Source organism: Pantoea sp. Sc1 (genome assembly GCF_000255315.1).
Taxonomy (GTDB): Bacteria; Pseudomonadota; Gammaproteobacteria; order Enterobacterales; family Enterobacteriaceae; genus Pantoea; species Pantoea anthophila.
The window spans coordinates 1,279,613-1,305,089 of the sequence record NZ_AJFP01000001.1 but is presented as its reverse complement, the minus strand read 5'-3'; the positions used below and the strand labels follow the sequence as shown (position 1 = coordinate 1,305,089).

The 25,477-nt window shown below is 56.8% G+C and carries 23 protein-coding genes and 2 pseudogenes; 9 read left to right on the top strand and 16 right to left on the bottom strand.

Going from position 1 to position 25,477, the window contains the following annotated elements; translation table 11 throughout:
- Nucleotides 1-57: 57 nt before the first annotated feature.
- The 5 genes and pseudogenes from hcp to S7A_RS06135 all read right to left on the bottom strand — a co-directional run bounded on the left by hcp (nt 58) and on the right by S7A_RS06135 (nt 4,634).
- The gene (gene hcp, locus S7A_RS06155; protein WP_033736161.1) at nt 58-519 is read right to left on the bottom strand and encodes a type VI secretion system effector Hcp; all 462 of its coding nucleotides are present in this window, start codon (nt 517-519) and stop codon (nt 58-60) included.
- Nucleotides 516-1,064: pseudogene (gene tssK / locus S7A_RS06150) on the bottom strand (type VI secretion system baseplate subunit TssK); the annotation flags it as partial. The pseudogene tssK and the gene hcp, both read right to left, overlap by 4 nt.
- 17 nt (nt 1,065-1,081) lie before the next feature.
- On the bottom strand, nt 1,082-2,629 hold the full coding sequence (gene tssC, locus S7A_RS06145; RefSeq protein ID WP_009088900.1) for a type VI secretion system contractile sheath large subunit: 1,548 nt from the start codon (nt 2,627-2,629) through the stop codon (nt 1,082-1,084).
- 33 nt (nt 2,630-2,662) lie between these two features.
- Nucleotides 2,663-3,160 carry a type VI secretion system contractile sheath small subunit gene (gene tssB / locus S7A_RS06140; protein WP_009088899.1) on the bottom strand — a complete coding sequence of 166 codons (498 nt, stop codon included), beginning with the start codon at nt 3,158-3,160 and terminating at the stop codon, nt 2,663-2,665.
- Nucleotides 3,161-3,764: 604 nt separating this feature from the next.
- A complete protein-coding gene (locus S7A_RS06135) occupies nt 3,765-4,634 on the bottom strand; it encodes a helix-turn-helix domain-containing protein (RefSeq protein WP_009088898.1) in 870 nt (289 codons plus the stop codon).
- A 178-nt stretch (nt 4,635-4,812) separates the two neighbouring features.
- Between S7A_RS06135 and S7A_RS06130 the strand changes: the two genes are divergently transcribed.
- Nucleotides 4,813-5,712 carry a DMT family transporter gene (locus tag S7A_RS06130; RefSeq protein WP_009088897.1) on the top strand — a complete coding sequence of 300 codons (900 nt, stop codon included), beginning with the start codon at nt 4,813-4,815 and terminating at the stop codon, nt 5,710-5,712.
- A 36-nt stretch (nt 5,713-5,748) separates the two neighbouring features.
- Here the strand turns inward: S7A_RS06130 and S7A_RS06125 are convergent, their stop codons facing one another.
- Nucleotides 5,749-5,982, bottom strand: a complete 234-nt coding sequence (locus tag S7A_RS06125; protein WP_009088895.1) for a hypothetical protein — start codon at nt 5,980-5,982, stop codon at nt 5,749-5,751.
- Between the two features lie 285 nt (nt 5,983-6,267).
- Between S7A_RS06125 and S7A_RS06120 the strand changes: the two genes are divergently transcribed.
- Nucleotides 6,268-7,494, top strand: a complete 1,227-nt coding sequence (locus tag S7A_RS06120; RefSeq protein ID WP_033736497.1) for an OFA family MFS transporter — start codon at nt 6,268-6,270, stop codon at nt 7,492-7,494.
- Between the two features lie 35 nt (nt 7,495-7,529).
- Here S7A_RS06120 and S7A_RS06115 read toward each other — a convergent pair whose 3' ends face one another.
- The 5 genes from S7A_RS06115 to S7A_RS06095 all read right to left on the bottom strand — a co-directional run bounded on the left by S7A_RS06115 (nt 7,530) and on the right by S7A_RS06095 (nt 11,525).
- Entirely contained in the window at nt 7,530-8,405 is an 876-nt protein-coding gene (locus S7A_RS06115; RefSeq protein WP_009088893.1) for an SMP-30/gluconolactonase/LRE family protein, read from the bottom strand.
- A 510-nt stretch (nt 8,406-8,915) separates the two neighbouring features.
- Entirely contained in the window at nt 8,916-9,197 is a 282-nt protein-coding gene (locus S7A_RS06110) for a lipoprotein (RefSeq protein ID WP_009088892.1), read from the bottom strand.
- A 266-nt stretch (nt 9,198-9,463) separates the two neighbouring features.
- Nucleotides 9,464-10,270: a hypothetical protein gene (locus tag S7A_RS06105; protein WP_009088891.1), complete on the bottom strand. Its 807-nt coding sequence runs from the start codon at nt 10,268-10,270 to the stop codon at nt 9,464-9,466.
- A gap of 9 nt (nt 10,271-10,279) precedes the next feature.
- Entirely contained in the window at nt 10,280-10,732 is a 453-nt protein-coding gene (locus tag S7A_RS06100; protein ID WP_009088890.1) for a universal stress protein, read from the bottom strand.
- Nucleotides 10,733-10,739: 7 nt separating this feature from the next.
- Nucleotides 10,740-11,525, bottom strand: a complete 786-nt coding sequence (locus S7A_RS06095; protein WP_009088889.1) for an IclR family transcriptional regulator — start codon at nt 11,523-11,525, stop codon at nt 10,740-10,742.
- Nucleotides 11,526-11,674: 149 nt separating this feature from the next.
- Here S7A_RS06095 and S7A_RS06090 point away from each other — a divergent pair.
- From S7A_RS06090 to ypdK, 3 genes and pseudogenes are all read left to right on the top strand, one after another.
- Nucleotides 11,675-13,272 (top strand): annotated as a pseudogene (locus S7A_RS06090) (MFS transporter).
- A gap of 2 nt (nt 13,273-13,274) precedes the next feature.
- Entirely contained in the window at nt 13,275-14,303 is a 1,029-nt protein-coding gene (locus S7A_RS06085; protein WP_009088887.1) for an HlyD family secretion protein, read from the top strand.
- A gap of 201 nt (nt 14,304-14,504) precedes the next feature.
- Nucleotides 14,505-14,579 carry a membrane protein YpdK gene (ypdK, locus tag S7A_RS21195; RefSeq protein WP_099257831.1) on the top strand — a complete coding sequence of 25 codons (75 nt, stop codon included), beginning with the start codon at nt 14,505-14,507 and terminating at the stop codon, nt 14,577-14,579.
- A 51-nt stretch (nt 14,580-14,630) separates the two neighbouring features.
- Here ypdK and alaC read toward each other — a convergent pair whose 3' ends face one another.
- Together alaC and S7A_RS06075 are read right to left on the bottom strand one after the other, a co-directional pair.
- Nucleotides 14,631-15,866, bottom strand: a complete 1,236-nt coding sequence (gene alaC / locus S7A_RS06080) for an alanine transaminase (RefSeq protein ID WP_009088884.1) — start codon at nt 15,864-15,866, stop codon at nt 14,631-14,633.
- Nucleotides 15,867-15,983: 117 nt separating this feature from the next.
- Nucleotides 15,984-16,508 (bottom strand): GNAT family N-acetyltransferase, encoded by a 525-nt coding sequence (locus tag S7A_RS06075; protein WP_033736493.1) that lies wholly within the window; start codon nt 16,506-16,508, stop codon nt 15,984-15,986.
- Nucleotides 16,509-16,786: 278 nt separating this feature from the next.
- On the opposite strand from S7A_RS06075, the gene S7A_RS06070 reads away from it, so the two are divergent.
- Nucleotides 16,787-18,457: a sensor histidine kinase gene (locus S7A_RS06070; RefSeq protein ID WP_009088882.1), complete on the top strand. Its 1,671-nt coding sequence runs from the start codon at nt 16,787-16,789 to the stop codon at nt 18,455-18,457.
- Complete coding sequence (locus S7A_RS06065) at nt 18,454-19,182, top strand: LytTR family DNA-binding domain-containing protein (protein WP_009088880.1); 729 nt, start codon at nt 18,454-18,456, stop codon at nt 19,180-19,182. Before S7A_RS06070 ends, S7A_RS06065 begins: the two co-directional genes overlap by 4 nt.
- Before the next feature lie 123 nt (nt 19,183-19,305).
- On the opposite strand, the gene glk is transcribed toward S7A_RS06065, so the two are convergent.
- Together glk and ipdC are read right to left on the bottom strand one after the other, a co-directional pair.
- A complete protein-coding gene (gene glk, locus S7A_RS06060; protein WP_009088878.1) occupies nt 19,306-20,271 on the bottom strand; it encodes a glucokinase in 966 nt (321 codons plus the stop codon).
- A gap of 160 nt (nt 20,272-20,431) precedes the next feature.
- Nucleotides 20,432-22,084 carry an indolepyruvate decarboxylase gene (gene ipdC / locus S7A_RS06055; RefSeq protein WP_009088877.1) on the bottom strand — a complete coding sequence of 551 codons (1,653 nt, stop codon included), beginning with the start codon at nt 22,082-22,084 and terminating at the stop codon, nt 20,432-20,434.
- A 219-nt stretch (nt 22,085-22,303) separates the two neighbouring features.
- Between ipdC and mgrA the strand changes: the two genes are divergently transcribed.
- Nucleotides 22,304-23,293 carry an L-glyceraldehyde 3-phosphate reductase gene (mgrA, locus tag S7A_RS06050; RefSeq protein ID WP_009088876.1) on the top strand — a complete coding sequence of 330 codons (990 nt, stop codon included), beginning with the start codon at nt 22,304-22,306 and terminating at the stop codon, nt 23,291-23,293.
- 170 nt (nt 23,294-23,463) lie between these two features.
- Nucleotides 23,464-23,868: a DUF2502 domain-containing protein gene (locus S7A_RS06045; protein WP_009088875.1), complete on the top strand. Its 405-nt coding sequence runs from the start codon at nt 23,464-23,466 to the stop codon at nt 23,866-23,868.
- 45 nt (nt 23,869-23,913) lie between these two features.
- Here S7A_RS06045 and S7A_RS06040 read toward each other — a convergent pair whose 3' ends face one another.
- A complete protein-coding gene (locus S7A_RS06040; RefSeq protein ID WP_009088870.1) occupies nt 23,914-25,155 on the bottom strand; it encodes an Nramp family divalent metal transporter in 1,242 nt (413 codons plus the stop codon).
- Between the last annotated feature and the right edge of the window lie 322 nt (nt 25,156-25,477).

The window sequence follows — 25,477 nt, the reverse complement described above, 5'->3', positions numbered from 1 at the left end:
CGCACAGGCAGACGCTCAGCAAAAAGAGCGGACAGAGAAGCTCTGCCCGCTCGTGACTTATGCGGTGGCGCGTTCGTTCCAGGAGTCGGAATGAATGATGTTGCCGTCTTTGTAGGTCCAGGTGATTTTTTCGTAGCGCAATTCAATCTGCTCAAGATGATTGTGCTTCTCGAAAGCCGGATTTTTGATGTCGTGCATCACCGGGTTCACTTTCACCACCTTCACGTTTTCCAGTCTGGTGTTGAAGTACTCCACTTCCTGGCCCGCGTCGTTGATCCTGTACCATTTGAATTCAGCAGATTTGAGGGTCTGCCCGGTGGTCACTGCCTTGTACAGATAGGGGCTGGAGGAGTCGATCTCCTTGGTAAACAGGAACGGGGTGTGAATACGGGTGCCGGTCAGCTTGCCGGTGTTGTTGTCGGTCGGGATGTAGAGGTTATGCTGCTGTGCAACCACTTCAATGCTGCCGTCTCGATCCTGAACGTCCACGGACCCTTTGATGTCCGCGCCGCCGGCCATGCATCATCGCGTGTCCAGCGGCCCTGCGAATCCTGCTGCAGACGGGCGACCGGGCAGGTCAGGTAATCACTGTTGTTCTGATGAGCAAAACGCAGCGTCAGCGCGGGCTGCATCACCGCAATCTGACGGGTATCTTCCCCAAAGAGGTTGCGAACATCCCGCCAGCACTGACGATAACGAACCGGGCGATCGGCTACCTCATCAGGCTTAAGACAGTTGCCCCCGTTTGCCCGCATCAGCGGAAGCGCCAGAACCACCCCGACATCCCGGGATTCCCCTTCAAGCGCCAGCACCGGTGGCAGGTCATCGCCCCTATTCGTGTCGACCAGCGTGCCGTCGGGAAAGCGGATGTGCAGATGACTGGCCTGCAGGCGGCCCAGTTTTAATGCGTCAGGTTCAAAAGTTGCCTCAATCACCCCCCAGGGATGGGAGAGCCCCAGTCGGGCGATGCATTCCGCTGACCAGGCCGCATACGCGGCCTGCTGCTGGAAATGCTGGGGTGAGATCATCTGCCCCCGGCCCCATAACGGCTGTTCCGTTTTCATTGGCTTCCTGCCTTAGCTTACGATTTGGCCTTAGGCATCTGAGAAACCAGTGAGAGGTTGACGTCCATCCCTTCCACCTGGAAGTGCGGCACGGCATAGAGCTTCACGCGGAAGAAGCCGGGGTTATCCTCAATGTCTTCCACCACCACTCTGGCGTCACGCAGCGGGTGAGAGGCCTGCAGCTCGTCGCCTGGGTCGGTCATTTCCGTGACCAGACTGCGCACCCAGGTATTCAGCTCCAGCTCCAGCAGACGACGGTCTTTAGTGGTGCCGATGTTTTCACGCTGAATCAGCTTCAGATAGTGGGCAATACGCGACAGCAGGAAGATGTAGGGCAGACGGGCATTAATACGGCTGTTGGCCGTCGCATCTGCCGTATCATACAGCGCAGGTTTTTGAGTGGAGTTCGCCGAGAAAAAGCAGGCATAGTCGCGGTTTTTGTAATAGGACAGCGGAATGAAACCCAGGTTGGCAAATTCAAATTCGCGGGTTTCCGGGATCATGACCTCGGACGGAATTTTCACCTGATTGCCGGTGCCAAGGTCATACAGATGAATAGGCAGATCCTGAACCGCACCACCGGCCTGCGGGCCCCGAATCTGTACACACCAGCCGTTATTGATAAAACTGCGCACCATGTTTGCCGCAAAAGCAAAAGAGGCGTTGGTCCAGAGATATTTGTCGTGATCCGGGCCTTTCACTTCCTCAACATAATTGAAGCTGCGAACAGGCACAGTGTCCGGGCCATAGGGCAGACGGCCCAGCACACGCGGCATGACCAGACCGATGTAGCGGGAGTCGTCCGTCTCGCGAAAGGATTTCCACTTGATGTATTCCGCGCGGTCAAAGTAGTTACCGATATCCTTGATAGCAGCTACTTCTTCCATCGAATCTTTCAGGAAGAATTTCGGGCCAGCCGAGCCGATAAACGGCATATGTGCTGCGGCAGAGACTTTGGAGATGTTGCGCAGCAGCGCGACATCCTGCGCAGACGCATCAAACTCATAAGCGGAAATCAGCGCGGCAATCGGTTCGCCACCCGGTGTATCATACTCTTCGATATAGGTTTGCTTATACAATCCGCTCTGGATGATTTCCGGGCTGTCTTCGAAGTCCTGACGCAGCTCTTCTTTTGACATATCCAGCAGTTCAACCTTCACGTTCTGACGGAAATCGGTTTTATCAACCAGGGATTTCACGCCGCGCCACAGGCTTTCCACTGCCTGGAATTCTTCGCTATGCATCACGGCATCAAGCTGGCGGCTGATCTGATAGTCCAGTTCTGCGATATGGTGGTCAATCAGGTTTTTGTCAAGCTTTTCGACTTTTGAGCCCGACTTTGTCAGGCATTCCAGAAACACCTGCATCCCGGCAGTCAGACGCTCATCCGCGGTCGCATCTGACATCGCCTGCGCGTCCTGCCAGATGTCCAGCGCACTCAATTCAGACACCGGGTTCAGGTTGATTTTTTCAAACAGGGAGGCATATACCCCACCGGCAACAGGACGTTCCAGCACGACACTCTCGCCACCCGCGGCATTCTCATTTTTTACAGACATCAGCATCTTCCTTATTAATCCGTTAAAGCATCGTGATCGTTATGGCTGTTTCGGGGCCAGGGCGGAGAGTTCGGCTCTGAGTTCTGCGCTCAATGCCGGATCGAGCAGAATCTTTTCCAGCTCTTTTCGGAATGCCTGGTTGTCCAGCAGGTTGGCTTTTAAATCGCGAAGTAAATTGCGCATGGAAAGCATGGCTTTCAGCTGGGGTATTTGCCGTGAAACCTGTTCCGGGGTGAAATCCTTCATGCTCTGGAATGTCAGCGTGATATTTTCCTCACTGCCATCACCGGCAAGTGTGTTTTTAACGGTCAGATTGACGTTTGGGGAATATTCGGAAAGCACTGCGTCAAAGTTATTTTTGTTGAGATTAACTTTCTTACGCTCAGACAGGGGTTCAGATTCCTGACCATGACTGAAGTCACCCGCCACCAGTAATTTCAGGGGGAGTTCCGTTTTCTTGCTTGCGCCCCCCGTATGCAAATCGAGTTTCAAATTAATACGTGCCTTAGGCACTTCACTCTGGAAACTATCCGACATCTCATCATCCCTCAGATTATCGCTACATGGATTTTTCAGACTAAAGCTATAGACGCACGATAATAGAATAATGATCGAGATAAGATCAAATATTAAGATCATTACGCTATTTACTCAATATATTAAGAATTTTCTGCTGAATTTTAATAGCGGTGATTGTCGCCATACCAGCGATTTGAGCCAGAAGTGAGCAATTAAATAAACATTTATGTCGCTGCAGTGAAAACGAACGAAAAATTACGCGTAAATGGTTATGGCATTGATTTGCATCAATACAGCCACACCAAAAAGAGTCATTGACTGACTGAAGGAGCATTCTGGAACAGAAGATATAAAGGCGGACAGAAACGTCGGACGTTATAACGCGGGCTGACAGGAGAAACTGTGGAATATTCCTAAGAAAGATGTCCAGAATGACATCGAATTTTATTAAGACAAAGCGTGCCTGATTTAATGCGATAATTGCAGGAACCGCTGGTGAGAATAGATTTAAACCCTCCCCCCCACCCAGCCAGCGCGGTGATTTACGCCACCAGAAGATACCGATTCACGCACTCTTTAAAACGCGGCCGGAGAACATTTAAAACGTTTTTAAAAACCGCCTTCAGCTCTGCGCCCGACGGCAGGCGGAGGGCGTCATGCCATAAACCTGGCGGAACCGATGGCTGAAATGCGCGGAAGAGTGAAAACCACACTGAAAGGCAATTTCAGTCAGTGTCAGATCGGGACGTGCCAGCAAAGCGTGTGCGCGTGCCATCCGACGCTGCATCACAAACTGGTGTGGCGCTGCGCCGGTGGTGTGCCGGAACATGCGGGCAAAGTGAAACTCGCTGAGCGCCGCTTCCTGTGCCAGCACCGCCAGGGTTAAAGGCTGGTCGAGATGCGTTTCAATAAAGTCCAGCACCCGCCGTAACACCGCCGGTGCCAGGCCGCCCCGCACCTGGGGCAGCTGCCACTGCACGTCGCTGTAGTGCTGCAACAGGTGAGTCAGCAGTAAGGTGGAGGCGCTGCTCAGCATCACCTGACTGGCAGGCTGCTGCCAGTCGCAGCTCAGCAGAAAGTGCCGGTAAAGCTGCGTGATACGGTCGTCAGCAGAAAAGATTTTCTCATGCAGGGTTAACTGTGCCGGGCTGCGATCCCATACCCGCTCAGCCAGTTGTCGCAGCTGCGTCTCACTGCAGTAGAGATGGACAAAGGCGAGATCGGCCCGCAGGTCCCAGGTCGACTCGGTGCCGGCAGGCATCAGACAGAAGCGATCCGGTGCCCCACCGTTGCGCCAGCCATGCGCAGTTTTGTGCCAGGTGTCATATCCCCCCGCGACATAGAGGCTCAGCGTGTGGTGATCGCTGAAGTTGGTGACACGATCGCCACTGTTAAACCAGGCGGCCAGCTGAATGCCGCTGTGAAGCTGCACCTGATCACGCAGTTGGGCTTTCTGGCGCTGCAGCATTTCAAAAGTCTGATAAACAGGCATCGGGGTCGCATTTCAGGTTGAACAGAGTGCCAGTTTACGGACAACGCGGGACAGAAAACAGGTCACATCGGGACGACACAGAAAAATGCGCAAGATTTTGCAAACTCCGCGCAATCCGCTGTAAGACCTGATTGCCGTACCGGGGCAGACTCCGCGTTTTAACGTGGAGATTCAGGCCATGAACCTGTTTTTATATCTTTCTGTGGTGGTGATCTGGGGCACAACCTGGATTGCGATTTATGCGCAACAGTCTGCGGGCGCCAGCGCGGTGACCGTCGCGGTTTTCTGGCGTTTTTTACTGGCCTCGGTGGTGATGCTGCTTCTGCTTAAGCTGATCAAGCGGCTGGATAAGCTGACCCTGCGCGATCATCTCTTCTGTCTGCTGCAGGGCTGCTGTGTGTTTGGCTTCAATTTTGTCTGTTTCTATTACGCTTCGGGATATATCAGCAGTGGTCTGGAGTCGGTCATCTTCTCCATGGCGGTGATCTATAACGCCATTAACAGCTGGATATTTTTCCGTCAGCGCCCTTCTGCGCGACTGCTTCCGGCTATGGTGCTGGGTATGGCAGGCATTGTGGCGCTGTTCTGGCACGATCTGCGCAACACAGAGACCTCTGCGGGCCTGCTATGGGGCATTGGATTAAGTGCGCTGGGCACGCTGGGATTCTCATTCGGCAATATGATCAGTCAGCGGCATCAGCGTCTGCATCGTGACGTGCTGACCACCAACAGCTATGGCATGTTGTACGGCGCGTTAATGATGGCGCTGGTTTCACTGCTTCAGGGGGTTTCACTGCAGCCGACGTGGAACGCGCAGTGGACAGGCGCGGTAAGCTATCTGGCGATTGTGGGATCGGTGATGGGGTTTGGTGCCTACTTTACGCTGGTGGGTCGCATCGGTGCCAGCCGGGCGGCCTATACGACGGTGCTGTTTCCGCTGGTCGCGCTGGCGCTGTCAACCCGCTATGAGGGATATGAGTGGCACGCCAGTGCCATCCCTGGCCTTGTCATGATTTTGCTGGGCAATGTCGTGATGTTTGCCCGCTGGCCGCTCAGCGTTAGCCGGGCGACCGTCTGACAGAGATGCGGGCATAGCGCCCGCATGGGCTGGCTGTTATGCCCACGACTGCGGGAGGAGTTGCTGCGGCTGATTGATCGCTTTGCGCGCAATCCAGTAGAGCAGAACACGCTCATCGTCACCGTCACGGTCAGCCATCGACAGCAGCTTGAGTGCCAGCGTCGATTTCGTCACAGGCTGCTGTTCTGTACTGAGTTCAACCACGGCCTGACCGATGATGCAGCAGACTTCATCTTCACTGGTAGTGGATTCATATGTCCGGTCTTTCATATTTCCTCCTGTTGAGTGAACCCCTATCCTGGCAAAAGATCCGGAAACCTGCTTACAGAAACAGCAGTGTGAAACATTATCTTACCGCTCATTACGCTTACTCATCAGGTTGCCGCTTTGGTTACCTTCAGCGCGACCTCACAGAGAGTGCACAATGCCATTCATACCCGCTGGATGGCATTTCATTCCCTGATCCGTTCCGTTCATGCGTTTGCTACGCCTGCGCGCGCGTTACTGCTTTATTCTGACCGCAGTTTCCAGATTCCCGGACGGGAGAGATAAATGATGAACCAGACGCAGCAGGCTTCATACCAGCGTTCCCGCTGGCTTACATTGTTCGGCACCGTAATCACTCAGTTCGCGCTGGGGTCAGTCTACACATGGAGTCTTTTCAACGGCCAGCTCTCCCACAAGCTGAATGCACCGATCAGTCAGGTGGCTTTTTCGTTTGGCCTGCTGAGTCTGGGGCTGGCAATTGCCTCGTCACTGGCCGGTAAATTACAGGAACGTTTTGGCGTGCGCCGCGTCACAATCGGAGCCGGTGTGCTAATGGCGGTCGGCTTCTGGCTGACCGCGCAGGCTGATAACCTGATGATGCTCTATTTCAGCGCCGGGTTGCTGGTGGGTCTGGCCGATGGGGCGGGTTACCTGATGACGCTGTCAAACTGCGTGAAGTGGTTCCCGGAGCGCAAAGGGATGATCTCTGCCTGTGCCATTGGCGCATATGGCCTGGGCAGTCTGGGATTCAAGTTCATCTGCGGCGCTCTGCTGGCCTCGGTGGGTCTGGAGCAGACCTTTATGATCTGGGGCGTGCTGGCCATGTCGATGATTATCCTGGGGGCTTTGCTGATGCGCGATGCGCCTCTGCAGGAAAACAGCAGCAGCCAGCGAGGTCAGCAACAGGCGCGTGATTATACGCTGGCACAATCGGTGCGTATGCCGCAGTACTGGATGCTGGCGCTGATGTTCCTGACCGCCTGCATGAGTGGTCTCTATGTTATCGGGGTGGCTAAAGACATTGGTGAAGGCCTGGTGCATCTGACCACCCAGACTGCCGCCAGTGCCGTCACCGTGATCGCCATCGCTAACCTGAGCGGTCGTCTGGTGCTGGGCGTGCTGTCCGACCGGATGATGCGCATCCGGGTGATTTCACTGGCGCAGATAGTGTCGCTGATCGGGATGAGCGTGCTGCTTTTCACCCGGATGAATGAGAGCACTTTCTTCCTGTCGCTCGCCTGTGTGGCCTTCAGCTTTGGCGGAACCATCACGGTATTCCCTTCGCTGGTCAGTGACTTCTTCGGCCTTAACAACCTGACCAAAAACTATGGCCTGCTCTATCTCGGCTTTGGCATCGGCAGCGTACTGGGCTCACTGGTTGCCTCACTGTTTGGCGGTTTCACGGTGACATTCAGCCTGATTATGACGCTGCTGGTCATCTCCCTGTTCCTGTCACTCACTATCCGTCTGCCACAGCGTACGGTTGCGCCAGCACCGGTATTGCAGCGTCACTGATCCTGTCGGGCCGTGTTGCCACGGCCCGTTCATCCTCAGCCGCGGAAACGCGGCTCTGCCACACCCGCCACGGCCACGTCCACAGCAAAGAGATCGCCCGACAGGGGATAGCGCGCCAGCTCCTCCTCCGTTCGATCTTCCCGTGAGCTGGTGATAAACAGCGTTTTAAGGTCGGCGCCGCCAAAGGCCACCATGGTTGGCCACTTCACCGGCAGCAGGATCTCATCGACGATTTCACTGCTCTGCGGGTCGATACGCACCACACGTCCGCCATCGAACTGGGCTGACCAGTAAAATCCTTCGCTATCCACCGCAGCACCATCCGGTAGTCCCCCTTTCGCATCGAAGCGCCGGAATACCGTACGCTCGCCCGGTTCCCCCTGCTCATCTAAAGGATAGCGATAGAGGGTCTCGTTCGGCGTGTCACTGTGATACATCCAGCGCCGATCGGGGGAGAAAGCCAGCCCGTTAGAGATTTTGATGTCGCGCGCTTTCACCTCCAGCGTCAGGTCGGGCGTGACGCGGCAAAGCAGGCCGCCATTTTTATCCTGCGGCTCCCACAGGCTGCCACACCAGAAATTGCCCCAGGGATCGACGCGTCCATCATTGAACCGGCTTAACGGCGCGTCACCCGGATTTTCGGCAATCTTTTTCTCAGGCCGGCCCTGTGCGTCCAGCAGCCAGACACCGTTACGCAAGGCGGCGATCAGTCCACCCTGCTCGCGCAGACCAATGCAGCCTACCTCTTCCGCCTGCGGAAAAGTCTGCAGTTCACCGCTGGCCGGGTCGAAACGGTGAATCGCCGGTGCCAGAATATCGACACTCCACAACACCTGTTCTTCCACTGACCAGAGCGGACATTCGCCCAGCTCAGCCTGTAATGCCAGAATATGTCTTACTTCATGTGCCATGTTTTTCTCCCGTTAAACTGACCTGCTAATAATGTAGTGATAAAAACGGTCATATGAGAATTATTTTCGCTTGATTTTAAGAAGATTCTCTCTGATAGTGTTTATTATTCAGCCCATTCTGATTTCTTTATTTTCAGCCGCCGCAGAAAAGACCGCGCTGAAATATTCCGTCATATCTGTTTAAATAACTCTACAAAGCCTGCATTCTCACTCCACTTTTCCGTCGTAATGTCATAGTCATTGGAAAAGAGGAGACGCTTCCGATGAAGAGATTAATTAAAGTCGCTTCGGTGGTAACGCTGATGACCTTATTAAGCGGTTGTATCATCAGCCCGAGGCACGACAACGGCTGGCACCATGGAGGTGGCGGGTATCACGGAGGCTATTACGGAGGTCATCACGGAGGGTATCATGGCGGTCACCATCGCCATTAACGGGCAAAGATGTCACACAGCATAAAATAAAAATATAACATCGTCAGGGCGGGATAATTATCCCGCCCTTTTTTATTTAGCTTTTTATGGCGTAATTACACTGGAACCACGCTTTCTTCAGCCCCGGAATATGACTTTCCTGTGCCGGCAGCGCCTCCACTTTATCAAATCCTTTGTTGCTGCAGTAATTCGCCAGGTCAATATCCATCGCATCACGATTGACCTTCAGCGGGTCAAACCGATACTGAACGGTATTTGAGCTGGGATCTTCGTCAACACGTTCAAATGCCCCGGGTTTGCTGGAGGTACATCCACTCAGCAGAATAAGCGCCAGTGCGCCGGTAATTAATTTTTTCATTTCGTTGTCCTCACTTTGCCGCGCAGTGTATGACGCGGCCTGTCACGCATCCATAGGATTAATGCGCGAAAAATCGAAACCTTAGAAGATTTTGCCAATTAATGCGATACGATTAAACGGCTATCGCTATCGTACCAGACATGACAGGATGCAGTCAGACCCAACGAAAGACTGCACCACACCAGGAAATGCCAAAAATAAGAATCTGTTCCTCTCTTCCCTGCCCGCGCTTAGCGGGCTTTTTTTTGCCCGCTTCCGGCCATCCGTTACTGACCGGTCAGGGCAATCATTCTACGTAACAGATTAGCGGCGCGCTTGTCAGGTAATGCCAGAATGGCACTGTAGAGATCGATAGACATGGCACACAGCGATGAACGGTCTACCGCCGTGTCGGCAGGCATATTCAGCTGCTGCAGCTTTTCGCCCCACTGCTGATAGAGGCGACCGACGATGTTCTGCAGATCCGCCTGTGCCAGCGGCTTATCCAGTGGCTGATCGGGCGGAGGACTGTTCAGCAGCAGCTGTTCCATCGCATCCGCCTCCTTGCGATTCAGGGAAGGTGGCAGCGTGGTCAGCAAATTGATGCCTCCGCTCACCTGCGGATAGAGATAACGGAAGCAGAGGCCCGGATCGAGTCTGTTCAGCGCCTTCATCTCTTCGACTGAAACGCGGATATAGTTAACAACCGCCTGATCCGTTCCGCGCATCAGCCGCTGATTAATCACCTCGATCAGCCAGCCGCGCAGTTCGCCCGTCGCCTGCTCAGCCGGTTCTCCGGCCCGGATGCGGCGGGTCAGCTCCTGGGTCAGCAGCAGCCACAGCGCCGGTTCCTGCGTCTGCAGCACCCGGTAGCCCGGCATTGTTGCCAGCTGCTTCACCGCCTGCTCATGCTGGCTGGCCTGCAACCGATGCGGGGCGACCCAGCTGAACCAGACCAGATTCGCCAGTATCAGCGGCAGCAGAAAGAGAACCAGCCCCTGCCACAAACGCAGCCGGGTCGTTTTGATCAGAACAATAATGATCAGCGCCAGCAGCGCAAACGCCGCCAGCGTAATAAAAAGCAGCCCATTCATGCGGCGGGATTAATCCTTACGCACATCGATCAGCACCGGACAGTGCGCACGTTCAATGACCGACGCGCTGACGGAGCCTTTCAATAACCGGTTAAAAGAGGAGAGATGGCGACGCCCCATAATGATCATGCTGGCCTTGAGCTGCTGCGACTGGGCAACGATAGACTCTGCCGCGTCACCGGCCAGAATCATGCCTCGGGCCGTAATGCCGGCGCGCAGCAGCGGTGCCAGCGCATGGCGCACCACCAGCTCCGCAGTGTTCTGCTCATCCTGCGCGGCCACAAAATCGGCCGGATCTTCACCCGCGTCGATTTCCATCGGCTGATTGCAGGCGGAGTAGGCAGGATCTATACAGCACAGCACCACCACTTCCGCACGATGTGCCAGCGCTTCTTCAATGGTTAAGGCGACCACTTTCTCCGCTACCGGAGAGTGATCAATGGCCATCAGCAGGGTTTTCATCAGATGCTTATCCTTCTATCGCGGCAACTTTGCCGATTTCACGTACCAGTGCCTCTTTACACTTCAGCATCTCGTCACGAAAGCGGGCTTCGTGTCGCAGAAAACGTGCAGAGGGCACCAGCAAAGAGACAGAAAAACGACCAAACAGCGTATCCAGCGCAAACGCCATGGTAGAGACCCCTTCCAGCGTTTCGCCCCGATCCACGGCAATGCCGGTTTCGCGAACCTCCCCGAGCAGCTGCAGCAACTGCGGCAGGGTTTTCACGGTCATATCCGTTAACTCCTGCCAGTCATCGCCGACAATGGTTCGCACATCTTTGTCACACTCGAGCGCCAGCAGTGCCCGCCCCCCGGATGTGCTGTAAAGCGGCAGATTAAGTCCCATATGCGGAACGACACGAAGCTCACGCGATGCCACCACGTGATGAACAATCGCCAGCTGGCTGCCGCTGGCGCGTGCCAGTGAGACGGTTTCGTTGGTATCGGAGGAGAGTTTTTCCAGCAGCGGGCTGACCAGGTCTACGACATCGGTATGGACGCTGGAGATGAGTTTCAGCAGTGCCGGCCCCAGCCGCAGTCCGCCCGCCCCGCTGCTGCGCACCAGCTCTGCGCTGTCGAGCGCGGCGACAATGCGCTGCACCGTTGAACGCGGCAGTTCGACCGCCTGCGCGATCTCGCCGAGGCTCATGCCGCCCGGCTGCTGGCCCAGCGCATTAAGAATTTTTGCCGCACGGGCGATGACCTGTATACCGCCCGTTTTTTCATCCTCGCGGCTGGAGGGGTGATGTGCCATAGCGTCGTCCTGTTTGAGCTGCCTTACTGTAACCCGATTGCCGCACTTTTTACAGCCTGTACCACATTGCAATACAGCATACCGGGATGTAATATTACCGGCTGTATCACATCGCAATACACTGCATCATAATAACGAGATAGCCTGCTATGAACGCCAGGTCCGCCGCTGTGCCGGCCCCCACCCTTTTACGCTGCGTCTGGCGCTGGGTTTAGTCGGTGTCCTGATCGCCGCCCTGACCTCCGGACTGAACGATCGCGTCAGTGATATTGCGCTGGCCGATATTCGTGCCGCAATCGGTATCAGTGTCGATCAGGGTAGCTGGATTATTTCCGGTTATCAGGCAGCCGAAGTCGCTGCCATGATGATTGCGCCCTGGTTTGCCGTCACGCTGTCGCTGCGACGCTTTACGCTCGGCGTGTCAGCGGGATTTATGCTGACCGGCATTCTGCTGCCGCTGGTGCCTGACCCAATGCTGTTTATCAGCCTGCGCGTTCTGCAGGGACTTTTTGGCGGCGCATTACCGCCGATGCTGATGACGGTCGCCCTGCGCTTTCTGCCGCCCCCGTTTAAACTCTTTGGCCTGGCGGGCTATGCCCTGACCGCGACGTTCGGTCCCAACATGGCGGCCTCGCTCGCCGCGTTGTGGACCGATCACGTCAGCTGGATGATGGTCTTCTGGCAGGTGGTGCCCGGCATGCTGATTGCCATGCTGCTGATCAGCCGCGGGATCCCGCAGGACCCGCTGCGTCCCGAACGTTTTCAGCAGATCGATCTGTTCGGCATGGTGACCGGCTGCAGTGGGGTGGCGCTGCTGGTGCTGGTGCTGACCCAGGGGGAGCGCCTCGACTGGCTCAATTCGCCGCTGATTACCGGGATGCTGCTGACGGCTCTGCCGCTGCTGCTGGTCTTTCTGATTAACGAGTGGTTTCACCCGCTGCCGCTGTTTAAGCTGCAGATGCTCCGGCGGCCCAATCTGGCGCATGGCTTGCTGGGCCTGGCCTGCGTGCTGATCCTGGGACTCTCAGGTTCTGCCCTGCCCTCCGCCTATTTTGCTCAGGTCAGCGGATTTCGCACCCTGGAGTTTGCCCCGCTGGCGCTGACGGTCGGCCTGCCGCAGTTGCTGATCGCGCCGCTGATTGCCGCCCTGCTGAATATTCGCCGGGTCGACTGCCGCTGGATGCTGACAGCGGGCGTCGGCCTGCTGGTGGTTGCCTGTCTGCTGGGCACACAGATCACCAGCGACTGGGCGCGACAGAATTTCTGGCTGCTGCAGATCCTGCAGGCGTTCGGACAACCCATGATCATTCTGCCGATTCTGATGAGCGCCACCAGCGTCGTGGCGCCACCCGAAGGCCCCTTTGCCTCGGCGATGTTTAATACGGTGCGCGGCTTTTCCAGCATCGCAGCCTCCACACTGGTTGAAGTATTCCTGACTCACCGCGAGCAGTTTCACTCCAGCGTGCTGATTGACCAGGCGGCCAGCCGCAGCTGGCTGATGACCGCCCCGGCTGCCGCTCAGGCCAGCAGCAGCCTGCCGCTGTTGCCTGACGGCAGCATCAGTACCAGCGCGAATCTGAGTGGATTCGCCACCCTGGTGCGGCATCAGGCAACGGTGCTGGGCCTGAGCGACAGCTGGCTGATGCTGACAGGCTTTGCCGCCTGCCTGCTGCTGTTGACCGCCATCCTGCCAAAACGGGTCTGGCCGCCGCAGACTCTGATTCAACCCCCTTCCCGGAATAACTGAATATGCGTGCTTTTGAAATGAAAAGAACCCTGCTGCTGACTCTGCTGCTGGTGATTTTGCTGGTCATGGCCTTTGTCGTCTGGTCACTGATGAACGGCAACGATCACCGCACCAACGATGCTTACATCAATGCCGATTACACGCTAGTGGCGCCGAAAGTCTCGGGCTATGTCAGCAGCGTGCAGGTTCAGGATAATCAGCAGGTTAAAGCAGGCCAGCTGCTGGCCACGCTGGACGATCGTGACTATCGCGTGGCGCTGGAGAGCGCCACCGCTGACCTGCAGGTGAGCCAGGCGAAGCTGCTCAGCAGTCAGGCGCAGCTTGAACAGCAGCAGTCCGTGATCGATCAACAAAAAGCCAGCGTAGCGGCCAGTCAGGCGTCAGCACAGTATGCCGGTCAGAGCGCGGAACGCTACAACCGCCTCTATAAGAGCGGCACCGTCGCAGCCGACGATCAGCAAAAAGCGAGCTCAACTCAGCGCTCAGCCCTGGCGGCAGTTCACCAGAGTCAGGCCGCGCTGGCGTCAGCCGTTAAACAGGTGGGGGTTCTCCAGGCAGCGGTGCGGTCGGCGGAAGCGGATGTGGCTGCCGCGAAGGCCAGCGTCGATCAGGCCCGTCTGAATCTCTCCTACACGCGTATTGTCGCCCCGGTGGACGGCATGGTCGGTCAGCGTGCGGTGCGGACAGGCGCCTATGTCTCCGCCGGAACCCGTCTGCTGGCGGTGGTCCCGCTGCAGCAAACCTACGTGACCGCGAACTACCTTGAGACGCAGCTCAGCGATGTGCGTCCCGGTCAGCGGGTGCAGATTCGGGTAGATGCCCTGCCGGGCAGGATGTTCACCGGCCATGTGGACAGCATTGCACCGGCAACCGGCGCAACTTTTTCCGCTATCTCTCCCGATAACGCTACCGGCAACTACACTAAAGTGGTTCAGCGTTTGCCGGTCAAAATTGTGCTGGATAGTGACCAACCCAATCTGGCCCAGTTGCGTGTCGGCATGTCTGCGATCCCGGACATCGACGTACCGTAATATTGTGAGCAATATCTCAGAACGGACCTATTTCATTTGGGCGGGATTACGCGTAAATTAGCGCTCGATCCTGTTCTGAGTTATTCAGATCGACCCGGACAAGAGAAGACCCTGCCGCTTATGGCGCTCTCTTTTCCACATCTGTTCGCGTTGCACTGGTTTGGGATCGCCATCATCGTAACCGCTCAGAGGAGTTGCTTTGTGAAATATGCCTTGATGGGAATTTCTTTTTTCGCATTACTTTGGTTCGGAACCTTCGTTCTGCTGCTGAAGTAACGGCGTGACAGTGCCGCCAGAGGGCGACGATAACGTCGCCCTTGCTGGCTGTCAGCGTTCTTCTTCCTGCAGTTTCATGCTGCCCGGCAACACGCCGTCGGCACGAAACATCGCTTTTATCCCCCGCACCGCCTGACGTATGCGATCGCTGTTTTCAATCAGCGCAAAACGCACGTGCGTATCACCGTAGTCGCCAAATCCGATACCAGGTGAGACACAGACTTTTGCCTCCTGCAGCAGATGTTTGGCAAATTCCAGCGATCCCAGATGCGCATAGTGGTCCGGAATTTTTGCCCAGACGTACATGGACGCTTTCGGATTCTCCACCATCCAGCCCGCTTCATGCAGACCTTTCACCAGCACATCGCGACGGCGTTTGTACTGTTCGGCGATGTCGCGCACGCACTGCTGATCGCCCTCCAGCGCAGCAATCGCCGCCACCTGGAGCGGTGTGAACGTGCCGTAGTCGTGGTAGCTTTTGATACGCGCCAGTGCGGCAACCAGCTCTTTGTTGCCCACCATGAAACCGATGCGCCAGCCTGCCATGTTGTAGCTTTTCGACAGGGTAAAGAATTCCACGGCGACATCACGCGCCCCCGGCACCTGCATGATTGACGGCGCTTTCCAGCCGTCGTAGACGATGTCGGCGTAGGCCAGATCGTGGATCACCAGTACGTTGTACTGTTTCGCCAGCGCAATGACCCGTTCGAAAAAGTCGAGTTCCACACACTGGGCGGTGGGGTTGGACGGGAAGCCGAGGATCATCATTTTTGGCTTGGGATAACTCTCGCGGATGGCGCGTTCCAGCTCGTTGAAGAAGTCAACGCCCGCCACCAGCGGCACTGACCGCACCTGCGCACCCGCAATCACCGCGCCGTAGATATGAATCGGATAGCTGGGGTTCGGCACCAGCACGGTGTCGCCGTGGTCCAGCGTTGCCAGCATCAGATGCGCCAGCCCCTCTTTAGAGCCGATAGTGACAATCGCCTCCGATTCCGGATCGATTTCGACCTGGTAGCGATCGGCGTACCAGCGGGAAATGGCCCGGCGCAGACGCGGAATGCCGCGGGAAGTCGAGTAACCGTGGGTGTCATCACGCTGTGCCACCTGGCAGAGCTTTTCGACGATGTGCGGTGGGGTCGGACCATCGGGATTGCCCATTGAAAAGTCGATGATATCTTCGCCGCGCCGGCGCGCAGCCATCTTCAGTTCAGCGGTGATATTAAAAACGTAAGGGGGTAAACGTTCAATACGCGAGAAACGACGGGGTGTGCTGTTATCAGCCATAGTGTCCTCTGGATTACGTAAGCGCCCGGACCGTCCGAGCGACGCGGGTCACTGCGGTGACCCGTTATGAACATAACGTGGTGAGGATCATTTTGTCGAGCATGGCAGAAAATATTTTTATTGCTGCGGATTCAGTCGTCCCAGCAGCCAGTCGTTCACCCAACAGCCGTTCAGCAGATAATTATCCCGCAGCGTCCCCTCCAGCTGAAAACCGTTCTTCTCAAGAATACGGCGCGAGGCCCAGTTACCTTCCACCACCAGCGCCTTAAGTTTATGGAAATCAGCCTCCAGTAAAAACTGGCACAGGGCCGCCAGCGCCTCGCTGCCAAATCCCTGACCGCAGTAGCGATGCAGCAGCATGTAGCCCACTTCTGCCTGCCGATGCGGCTCCCACTCCGGGCTACAGCCAAACAGGCCAATCGGCTCCCCGTTATCCCGCCGCCGCGCAACCAGACAGAGCATATGAAAGCTCCCGGGCTGCCAGGGTGCCAGACGCGACGTGAAACGCTGGCGGATATCCGCCTCATCAGGGATTTCACTCACCCAGGCCATGGTGTCGCGATCTTCATGGACGGCGCGAAACAGCTGCCAGTCTTCTGGCTGTAGTCGGGTGAGGGTTAAACGGGTGGTGACAAGTTGCATCTGCTGCTCCCGGGTGATGCGGTTTACCGGCGATCGCTGGCACGCGTTATCGCGCAACATAGCAAAACGGCCTTCCAGCGACCAGCGTTAACCGGCAGGAAAACTGTTCCCCTTTATTGCGCTCAGGCTTTCCTCTTTTAGCCGCATCCCCTTAAAAATTGACCTGCAGCAGGAATGCCCGGCACGATTCACCAGGAGGCTGGCGGTTCGCGATCACATTTTTTATCATAGGGTCACTTTCCCTTGCCGACGAGCCGCCTGTGCCCTCCCACTTCACGATGTTGCTGGCCGTTTTTGACCGCGCCGCCCTGATGCTGATCTGCCTGTTTTTCCTGACGCGCACCCGTCCGTTTCGTCAGCTGCTGCAGAAAGATGAACATACCCGCGCAGAGAAGATAGCGGTCACCGCGATCTTCTCCCTGTTTGCCCTGTTCAGCACCTGGTCGGGGGTCAACGTGGATGGGTCGCTGCTGAACGTGCGGGTGATCGCCGTGATGGCGGGCGGCATCCTGTTTGGTCCCTGGGTCGGCATCGCCACCGGCATCATCGCCGGCCTGCACCGTTTTCTGATCGATATCCACGGCGTGACCTCTGTTCCCTGCCTGATTACCAGCATCATTGCCGGTGTTGTGGCGGGTGGCATTAACCGGCGGGTTCTGAAAGAGCATCGCTGGCGTGCCGGTATCGTCGGCGGGATGCTGTGTGAAGCCCTGACGATGGTGCTGATTGTGTTGTGGGCGCGCCCCACATCGCTCGGCCTGGCAATAGTGTCGGAAATCGCCCTGCCGATGATCCTCGGTGCCTCCAGCATCGGCCTGATTGTGTTGCTGGTGCAGAGCGTTGAAGGGGAAAAAGAGGCGATTGCCGCGCGGCAGGCCAAGCTGGCGCTGGAGATCGCCAATAAAACGCTGCCGCTGTTTCGTCAGGTTAACAGCGACTCACTGCGCAACATCTGTGACATTATCCGGCGGGAAATCAAAGCCGATGCGGTGGCGATGACCGATAAAAAGCAGATTCTGGCCTATGTTGGCTATGGCGAACATAACTATCAGCACGGGGATGACGGTATCAGTCCTACCACCGCGCAGTCGATCGCCAGCGGTAAAATTATCATCAAAAACAATGATGAAGCCCATCGCACCAAAGACATTCACTCCATGATTGTGATTCCGCTGTGGGAAAAGGGCAAGGTCACCGGTACGCTGAAAATCTACTACCGTCGTGCGCATCGTATTACCGGCTCGCTGAAAGAGATGGCGATCGGTCTGTCACAGATTATCTCTACGCAGCTGGAGGTGTCGCGCGCCGAGCAGCTGCGCGAAATGGCCAATAAAGCGGAACTGCGCGCGCTGCAAAGCAAAATAAATCCCCATTTTCTGTTTAATGCTCTGAACGCGATCTCCTCCTCCATCCGGCTCAATCCCGATACCGCCCGCCAGCTGGTGATTAACCTGTCGCGCTATCTGCGCTACAACCTGGAGCTGAACGACGATGAGCTGATCGACATCCGCAAAGAGCTGTGGCAGGTCAAAGATTACATTGCCATTGAACAGGCACGGTTTGGCGACAAGCTGACGATGATTTATGACGTCGATGAAGATCTGCACTTTCTGCTGCCCAGCCTGCTGATTCAGCCGCTGGTGGAAAATGCCATTGTGCACGGTATCCAGCCCTGTAAAGGCAAAGGCGTGGTGACGCTGAGCGTGCGGGATCAGGGCGACCAGGTGCGGATTTCGGTGCGGGATACCGGCAAGGGGATCAGCGAGGAGGTGATGGCCCGGGTGGCGCGCAACGACATGCCCGGCAATAAAATCGGCCTGCTCAACGTGCATCACCGGGTGAAACTGCTGTCGGGTCAGGGATTGTGCATTGTGCGGCATGAGCCGGGCACGGAAATCTCTTTTACGCTCAGTAAAAACGGCCAGCGGCTGGCGGAGAATCTGTTATGAAAGCCATTATTGTGGAAGATGAATTCCTGGCGCAGCAGGAGCTGAGCTGGATGATCCAGCATCACAGCAAAATCGAAATTGAAGCCTGCTTTGATGATGGCCTCGACGTGCTGAAGTATCTGCAACAGCATCGGGTGGATGTGATCTTTCTCGACATCAACATTCCTTCACTGGATGGCATGCTGCTGGCGCAGAACATCCATCAGTTTGCCCACAAGCCGCTGATTGTCTTCATTACCGCCTGGAAAGAGCATGCGGTGGAGGCGTTTGAGCTGGAGGCGTTTGACTACATTCTCAAGCCCTATCAGGAATCACGGATTGTCACCATGCTGAACAAGCTTGAAGCCACGGCACAGGCGCAGCAGGCGGTCAGCCACCTCAGTGCCACACCCGCCCCGCAGACGGTCAATCTGGTCAAAGATGAGCGCATCATCGTCACGGACGTGAATGATATTTACTACGTTGAGGCACATGAGAAGCTGACGTTCGTCTACACCCGGCGTGAATCCTATGTGATGTCGATGAACATTACCGAGTTCTGTTCCCGCCTGCCGGAGCAGCAGTTTTTCCGCTGCCATCGCTCTTACTGCGTCAGCCTGAACAAAATTCGCGAAATCGAACCCTGGTTTAACAATACCTATCTGCTGAAACTGCGCGATCTGGAGTTTCAGGTGCCGGTCAGTCGCAGCAAGGTCAAGCTGTTTCGACAGTTAATGCGGCTCTGACGCCGGGGAAAAGCGTCTCCGGGAAGGGAGTCGTAAGGCGGATAAGGCGTGCCCGGGCCCGCCCCGATCAAGCCGGGAACCCGCTCGCGCACAGTCAGATACCGTGCACGAGCGGAAGCCGGATCAGATTTCGCGACCCAGGGTCTGACGCAGATGCGCGCCCGCGCCCAGCAGGCCAGGCTGATCGTGCGTAATCATATAGACCGGGATGCTGGCCACATAGTCGCGGAAACGCCCTTTGTCTTCGAAGGCGGCGCGGAACCCGGACGCCTTAAAGAACTCCAGGAAGCGAGGCACGATGCCCCCTGCGATGTAGACGCCCCCGAAGGTGCCGAGATTCAGCGCCAGATTGCCGCCAAAACGGCCCATGATGACGCAGAACATCGACAGCGCACGACGGCAGTCGGTGCAGCTGTCATCCAGCGCACGCTGGCTGACATCTTTCGGCTTCAGGTTCTCCGGCACGCGCTTGTCCACTTTAACAATCGCGCGATAGAGGTTAACCAGACCGGCACCCGACAGCACGCGCTCGGCGGAAACATGGCCGAGCTCTTCGCGCAGCACTTCCAGAATCTGATCTTCTTCTTCGCTGTTGGCCGCCAGATCGACATGGCCGCCCTCGCCCGGCAGGCTTACCCAGCGCTTGTCCACATGCACCAGATGGCTGACGCCTAACCCGGTACCGGCACCATAAATCGCGATAGGTTTATCTTTTACCGGTTCAGTTCCGCCGAACTGAATCACGTTGTCAGCGGTCAGCATCGGGATCGCCATTGAGACGGCCGTGAAGTCGTTAATGATTTCCAGGTGTTCAAAACCGATGTTCTCTTTGAGCTTGCGCGTCGAAAACGCCCAGTCATGGTTGGTCATTTCAACCCAGTCATCGGTAATCGGGCAGGCAATGGCAATACAGCCATCTTTAACATCCTGCTGTTGTTCATCAAGATAGTGGCGGATGACAGCTTCGAGGCTGTCGTAGTCTGATGTTGAGAATGTTTTGGCCTGGGAGATGCTGCCGCTTTCCACCTCACACAGGGCGAGGCGCGCGTTAGTCCCGCCGACATCGCCGACCAAGGCATAGGTTGTCATTCTTCTGTTGCTCCGCTTGGGGTCTTAAGAGTTGGAGGACACTATAAAATTCTGCCCATAAAACAACAACGCTCACCGGTGCGATTGGTGAGCGTCTTACTCAGGTGTGCTACAGCCTAACCGCGATAGTCAACCCTGCACAGCGGCAACTATCTGAATCTTAGCCGCCGTTGCGTTGATTCAGGCAGGCCGTGACTTTTCGTAACAGCGGCGGCAGATCGTCTTTCGGCATCACCACCTCAACCAGCGACAGCCATTGAGGCCGTGAGAGCCGCGCCATCACCTCGTTTAACTGCACCGTTTCACTGATGCGCCAGCTCTGCGCCTGGCCCTGCAGGCTGAAAGCGTGCGGTAAGGCGGTCCAGTTCCACTGTGCAATATCATTATAACGTTGAGTTGCACCGTGAATCGCTCTTTCGACGGTATAACCTTCATTATTCAGCAGAAAGATAATCAGCGACTGCTGGTCACGCAGCATTGAGCCCAGTTCCTGAATGGTCAGCTGCGCCGAGCCGTCACCGATGATCAGGATAACCCGGCGATCCGGCGCGGCCGTCTGCGCGCCAAAGGCTGCCGGAAGAGTATAGCCGATCGAGCCCCACAATGGCTGCACCACCAGCTGTGCCTGTGAAGGCAGTCGCAGGGCCGCTGCACCAAAGGCTGCCGTCCCCTGCTCGGCCAGAATCAGGTCGCCGGGTTGCAGGAATGACTGCATGGCCTGCCAGAACGCCTGCTGACTGATGATCGCCGCTGGCGCTTCGGGCTGTGCGACGGTGGGCGTGTCGCCACTCTGCCACTGCTGCCCATATTGCGCGAACAGCGACTGGAGTTCGCTTAACGCATCGGCCATCGACAGCGGCGCAAACTGTTCCGAGCCTGCGCGGGCGCTGTGTGGCTGCAGGTCAATACATTTCTCCGGGGCGAACTGCTGCGTGAAGCCCGCGGTGATCGTATCGGTAAAACGGACGCCGACGCAGATCGCCACGTCCACCTGCTCAATCTGTTCACGCACCTGTCCGGCGCTCGCCTCACCGGCATAGGTGCCGACGTAACCCGGCTGCTGTTCATCCAGTACGCCTTTACCCATCAGCAGCGTGGCGCAGGGTATCGCACGCTGTTCACGCAGCGCGGCCAGTGCTGCCTGCTGCTGCCAGCGCAGCGCAAGGAAATCCGCCAGCAGTGATACGCGCTGCGCCGAAGCCAGCATCCGCTCCGCCGCAGCGCGGAAAGCACGGCGGACGTCGGGCGAAGAGGTTTGCCGGATAATCAGCGGCCGGGCGGGCGGCGGGACTTCCGTCGCCGCGACGTCAACCGCCAGCGAAAGATAACCCGGACGACGAGCCTGCAGCGCATGGGTTATCACCCGGTCAATCTCAGCCGTGGCGTTGTTCGCGGTAAGCCGGGCGGTTGCGGCGCTGACCTCCCCGGCCATGCGAACAAAATGCTGAAAATCGCCATCGCCCAGCGAATGGTGAACGCAGTCGCCCTGCGACTGTGCGCCTGTCGCTGGCGCACCCACAATGTGAATGACCGGCAGATATTCAGCATAGCTGCCTGCGACGCCGTTGATTGCGCTCAGCTCGCCGACACCAAAGGTGGTCAGTAGTGCCCCTGCGCCGTTGCAGCGCGCATAACCATCCGCCGCATAGGCTGCGTTAAGTTCATTGGCGCACCCCACCCAGCTGAGGGTGGGATGGGCAATGACCCGATCAAGAAACTGGAGGTTATAGTCGCCCGGCACACCAAACAGATGCTCTATACCAATCTCCTGCAGACGGCTTAGCAGGTAATCGCCAACGGTAAATGTAGACATCGCGCATTCCTTTCAGGGAAGAGTCGGCTTAAGTATCTGACAGCCGTTGAAATTAGCGAGAAAAGGGGTAGCTTTCAGCCGCCGCAATGTGCGGAAAGCGGGCGTTACGCTGGCGGAATATTCTGTAAAATTGCGAACTGGTGCGCATTGCCACCAAGTGTAACCGTATACACTGATAGACTTTTGGCACATCTTCCCGTTTTTACTCAGGAGCGCTGAATGTCCTCTTTCCCCCATCCCGACCGTTATCAGCAGATGGAATACCGGCGCAGCGGCCGCAGCGGCATTAAGCTGCCCGCCATTTCGCTGGGGCTGTGGCATAACTTTGGTGACAGCACCCGCGTCGATAACAGCCGTGAACTGCTGCGCCATGCCTTTGACCGTGGCATTACGCACTTCGACTTAGCGAATAACTATGGTCCGCCGCCCGGCTCGGCAGAGGAGAACTTCGGCCGGCTTCTGCGGGAAGATTTTCGGGCGCATCGCGATGAGCTGATTATCTCCACTAAAGCGGGTTACACCATGTGGCAGGGGCCTTATGGCGACTGGGGATCGCGTAAGTATCTGGTCGCCAGTCTGGACCAGAGCCTGAAACGAATGGGACTGGAGTATGTGGATATTTTCTATCATCACCGCCCCGATCCGGACACCCCGCTGGAGGAGACGATGCGCGCGCTGGATCATGTGGTGCGTCAGGGCAAAGCGCTCTACGCCGCCCTCTCGAACTATCCGGCCGGGCTCGCGGCTGACGCGATAGCGATCCTGCGCGATCTCGGCACGCCCTGTCTGATCCACCAGCCGCGCTATTCGATGTTTGAACGCACACCGGAGCAGGGACTTATTCAGACGCTCGGCGAGGCGGGCGTCGGCTGTATCGCCTTTTCCCCGCTGGCGGGTGGCGTCCTCACCGATCGCTATCTGCAGGGCATCCCGGCCGATTCGCGTGTGGCCAGCGGCAGCCGCTTCCTGAATGAGAAGCAGCTGACGGAGGAGAAAATGGCGCGGGTGCGCAGGCTGGATACCCTGGCGCAGCAGCGCGGGCAGAAGCTGGCGCAGATGGCGCTGGCGTGGGTGCTGCGCGATGAGCGCGTCACCTCAGTACTGATTGGTGCCAGTAAAACGGCGCAGATTGATGATGCCGTGGCGATGCTGGCCCGCCGTGAATTCAGCGATGACGAGCTGGCAGCCATTGACGCGGCCCTGATGTGATCCCTGCCCTGCCCGGTGCTCACCGGGCAGTTTCAGGGCCAGAATTGTCTCAATCCCCTTTCTCTCCCCAATTTCCTCACAATCTTCCGACACAATGATACGGTAACAACAGCAATCCGCAGGCACAGACTGCGCCGCAACAGCATCAGACTGTTGATGAGGAGAAAAAAATGAAAAGAGCCCTGATATTTGCTGCCCTGCTGGCCCTGTTGTCGCCACTGGCACACCAGACCGCCCAGGCCTCTGGAGCCTCAATTACACTGGCCCCCGGCGTAACCCTGAACCTGGGTGACCGCGATCGCCGTGGCTACTACTGGGATGGCGGTCGCTGGCGTGAACCGCGCTGGTGGAACGATCGTTATTCTTATAATGAACGCCGCTGGTGGCGCCACGAAGAGTGGCGGCGTCATCAGCAGTGGGAGCGTGAACGTCGCTGGCATGAGCGCGACCGTGAGCGTCGCTGGGAACATCAGCATCGCCGCGATCGTGACTGGGATCATCATGACCGTCGTGGTCCGGGGCCGCATGGGTTCGGGCCTCACGGACCGGGCCCGCACGGCCACGATCGTCACTAAACAAAACGCCCGGCATAACCGGGCGTTTTTTGTCAGTCAGGCGCGTTACAGCCCCAGCGCCTCTCCCACCAGCAAATAGAGGTTCAGCGTAATCACCAGCAGCACAATCAGGCGGCCGGTGTTCTGCATCAGGCGGGAGTTAACCATATCCTCCCCCATCAGCTCGCGATTGCCGGTAAAAGCCAGCAGCGGGATCAGCGCCAGTGCAATTCCGAAACTCAGCAGCACCTGACTCATCACCAGAACCCGGGTTGGGTCCCAGCCTGCCGCGATGACAATAAACGAGGGCAGCATGGTGATGGTGCGGCGTAACCAGAGCGGAATATGGAAGCGGATAAAGCCCTGCATCACCACCTGTCCCGCCAGGGTGCCCACCACGGTCGAGGATAATCCCGCGGCGACCAGACTCAGACCGAAGACCGTCGCCGCTGCCTGACCCAGCAGCGGTTGCAGCGTCAGGTAGGCCTGATCGAGTTCCGCAATTTTACTGTGACCGCTGAAGTGAAAGGCGGCTGCCGCAGTCGCCATCATCGCCAGATTGACGAATCCGGCAATCGTCATCGCAATGGCCACGTCCAGCTTGGTCGAGGAGTAACGCTGACTTTTGCTGTCCTCACTTTTACCCTGCGTCAGGGCTGAGTGCAGATAGATAACGTGCGGCATGATGGTGGCGCCCAGCACACCGGCCGCCAGGAAGACGGCATCGGATGTCGGCAGCGCGGGCAGTGCCATCCCGGTCACCAGCTCTTTGACGTCAGGCTGAGAGAAGAAGAGTTCAACGATATAGGCCGCCGCCACAAACAGCAGCAGCCCTCCTATCACCAGCTCCAGCGGCTTTTGCCCCCGGCTCTGCAGCATCAGGATCAGGAACGTGGCGACACCGGTCAGCACCGCGCCCTGCATCAGCGAGATGCCGAGCAGCAGTTTGAACCCCAGCGCGGCCCCGATAAACTCCGCCAGGTCGGTCGCCATCGCGATAATTTCTGCCTGCACCCAGTAGAACCAGACGGCGGGCCGGGGAAAACGATCGCGGATATGTTCAGCGAGGTTTTTACCCGTGGCGATACCCAGCTTGGCGGACATCAGCTGGATCAGCATGGCCATGACGTTTGCCCACACCACGACCCACAGCAGCTTATAGCCGTAAGCGGCGCCCGCCTGAATATTGGTCGCAAAGTTGCCCGGATCGATATAGCCGATAGCGGCGATAAAGGCGGGCCCCAGCAGTGCGAGTTTGACTTTTCTGACTCCGCGAGCGGCGCGCTCGGCGGTACGACTTTCAAACATATCCGGTACCCTGTCTGAACATGTGCCTGCCCCGGCAGCTTAGGGGTTGGCATGAGCAAGTGAAATTCGTTTATTGTTATCGGTGTAATAGATACTGCTATAAAGTATAGCCATTGCTATACATTACAGCAAAGGAAGTGACTGCTAAAAATGTGAGCAAGCATGTCACTTTACGCTCTGTGTAAAATATAGACAATAATTATGTGGTTATAAGAGGTAAATGATTTGTAAACAGGACGTGATCACGGAAACTTTTCTGGAAAATATAGCGATAGCGAATACTTATATTGTGGTTCAGATCTCGTTTTTAAGTAACGCGTTA

Excerpts from the sequence above, each read along its gene's own strand:
- hcp (WP_033736161.1), bottom strand. The coding sequence starts at position 519 with ATGGCCGGCGGCGCGGACATCAAAGGGTCCGTGGACGTTCAGGATCGA.
- tssC (WP_009088900.1), bottom strand. The coding sequence starts at position 2,629 with ATGCTGATGTCTGTAAAAAATGAGAATGCCGCGGGTGGCGAGAGTGTC.
- tssB (WP_009088899.1), bottom strand. The coding sequence starts at position 3,160 with ATGTCGGATAGTTTCCAGAGTGAAGTGCCTAAGGCACGTATTAATTTG.
- S7A_RS06135 (WP_009088898.1), bottom strand. The coding sequence starts at position 4,634 with ATGCCTGTTTATCAGACTTTTGAAATGCTGCAGCGCCAGAAAGCCCAA.
- S7A_RS06130 (WP_009088897.1), top strand. The coding sequence starts at position 4,813 with ATGAACCTGTTTTTATATCTTTCTGTGGTGGTGATCTGGGGCACAACC.
- S7A_RS06125 (WP_009088895.1), bottom strand. The coding sequence starts at position 5,982 with ATGAAAGACCGGACATATGAATCCACTACCAGTGAAGATGAAGTCTGC.
- S7A_RS06120 (WP_033736497.1), top strand. The coding sequence starts at position 6,268 with ATGAACCAGACGCAGCAGGCTTCATACCAGCGTTCCCGCTGGCTTACA.
- S7A_RS06115 (WP_009088893.1), bottom strand. The coding sequence starts at position 8,405 with ATGGCACATGAAGTAAGACATATTCTGGCATTACAGGCTGAGCTGGGC.
- S7A_RS06110 (WP_009088892.1), bottom strand. The coding sequence starts at position 9,197 with ATGAAAAAATTAATTACCGGCGCACTGGCGCTTATTCTGCTGAGTGGA.
- S7A_RS06105 (WP_009088891.1), bottom strand. The coding sequence starts at position 10,270 with ATGAATGGGCTGCTTTTTATTACGCTGGCGGCGTTTGCGCTGCTGGCG.
- S7A_RS06100 (WP_009088890.1), bottom strand. The coding sequence starts at position 10,732 with ATGAAAACCCTGCTGATGGCCATTGATCACTCTCCGGTAGCGGAGAAA.
- S7A_RS06095 (WP_009088889.1), bottom strand. The coding sequence starts at position 11,525 with ATGGCACATCACCCCTCCAGCCGCGAGGATGAAAAAACGGGCGGTATA.
- S7A_RS06085 (WP_009088887.1), top strand. The coding sequence starts at position 13,275 with ATGCGTGCTTTTGAAATGAAAAGAACCCTGCTGCTGACTCTGCTGCTG.
- alaC (WP_009088884.1), bottom strand. The coding sequence starts at position 15,866 with ATGGCTGATAACAGCACACCCCGTCGTTTCTCGCGTATTGAACGTTTA.
- S7A_RS06075 (WP_033736493.1), bottom strand. The coding sequence starts at position 16,508 with ATGCAACTTGTCACCACCCGTTTAACCCTCACCCGACTACAGCCAGAA.
- S7A_RS06070 (WP_009088882.1), top strand. The coding sequence starts at position 16,787 with ATGTTGCTGGCCGTTTTTGACCGCGCCGCCCTGATGCTGATCTGCCTG.
- S7A_RS06065 (WP_009088880.1), top strand. The coding sequence starts at position 18,454 with ATGAAAGCCATTATTGTGGAAGATGAATTCCTGGCGCAGCAGGAGCTG.
- glk (WP_009088878.1), bottom strand. The coding sequence starts at position 20,271 with ATGACAACCTATGCCTTGGTCGGCGATGTCGGCGGGACTAACGCGCGC.
- ipdC (WP_009088877.1), bottom strand. The coding sequence starts at position 22,084 with ATGTCTACATTTACCGTTGGCGATTACCTGCTAAGCCGTCTGCAGGAG.
- mgrA (WP_009088876.1), top strand. The coding sequence starts at position 22,304 with ATGTCCTCTTTCCCCCATCCCGACCGTTATCAGCAGATGGAATACCGG.
- S7A_RS06045 (WP_009088875.1), top strand. The coding sequence starts at position 23,464 with ATGAAAAGAGCCCTGATATTTGCTGCCCTGCTGGCCCTGTTGTCGCCA.
- S7A_RS06040 (WP_009088870.1), bottom strand. The coding sequence starts at position 25,155 with ATGTTTGAAAGTCGTACCGCCGAGCGCGCCGCTCGCGGAGTCAGAAAA.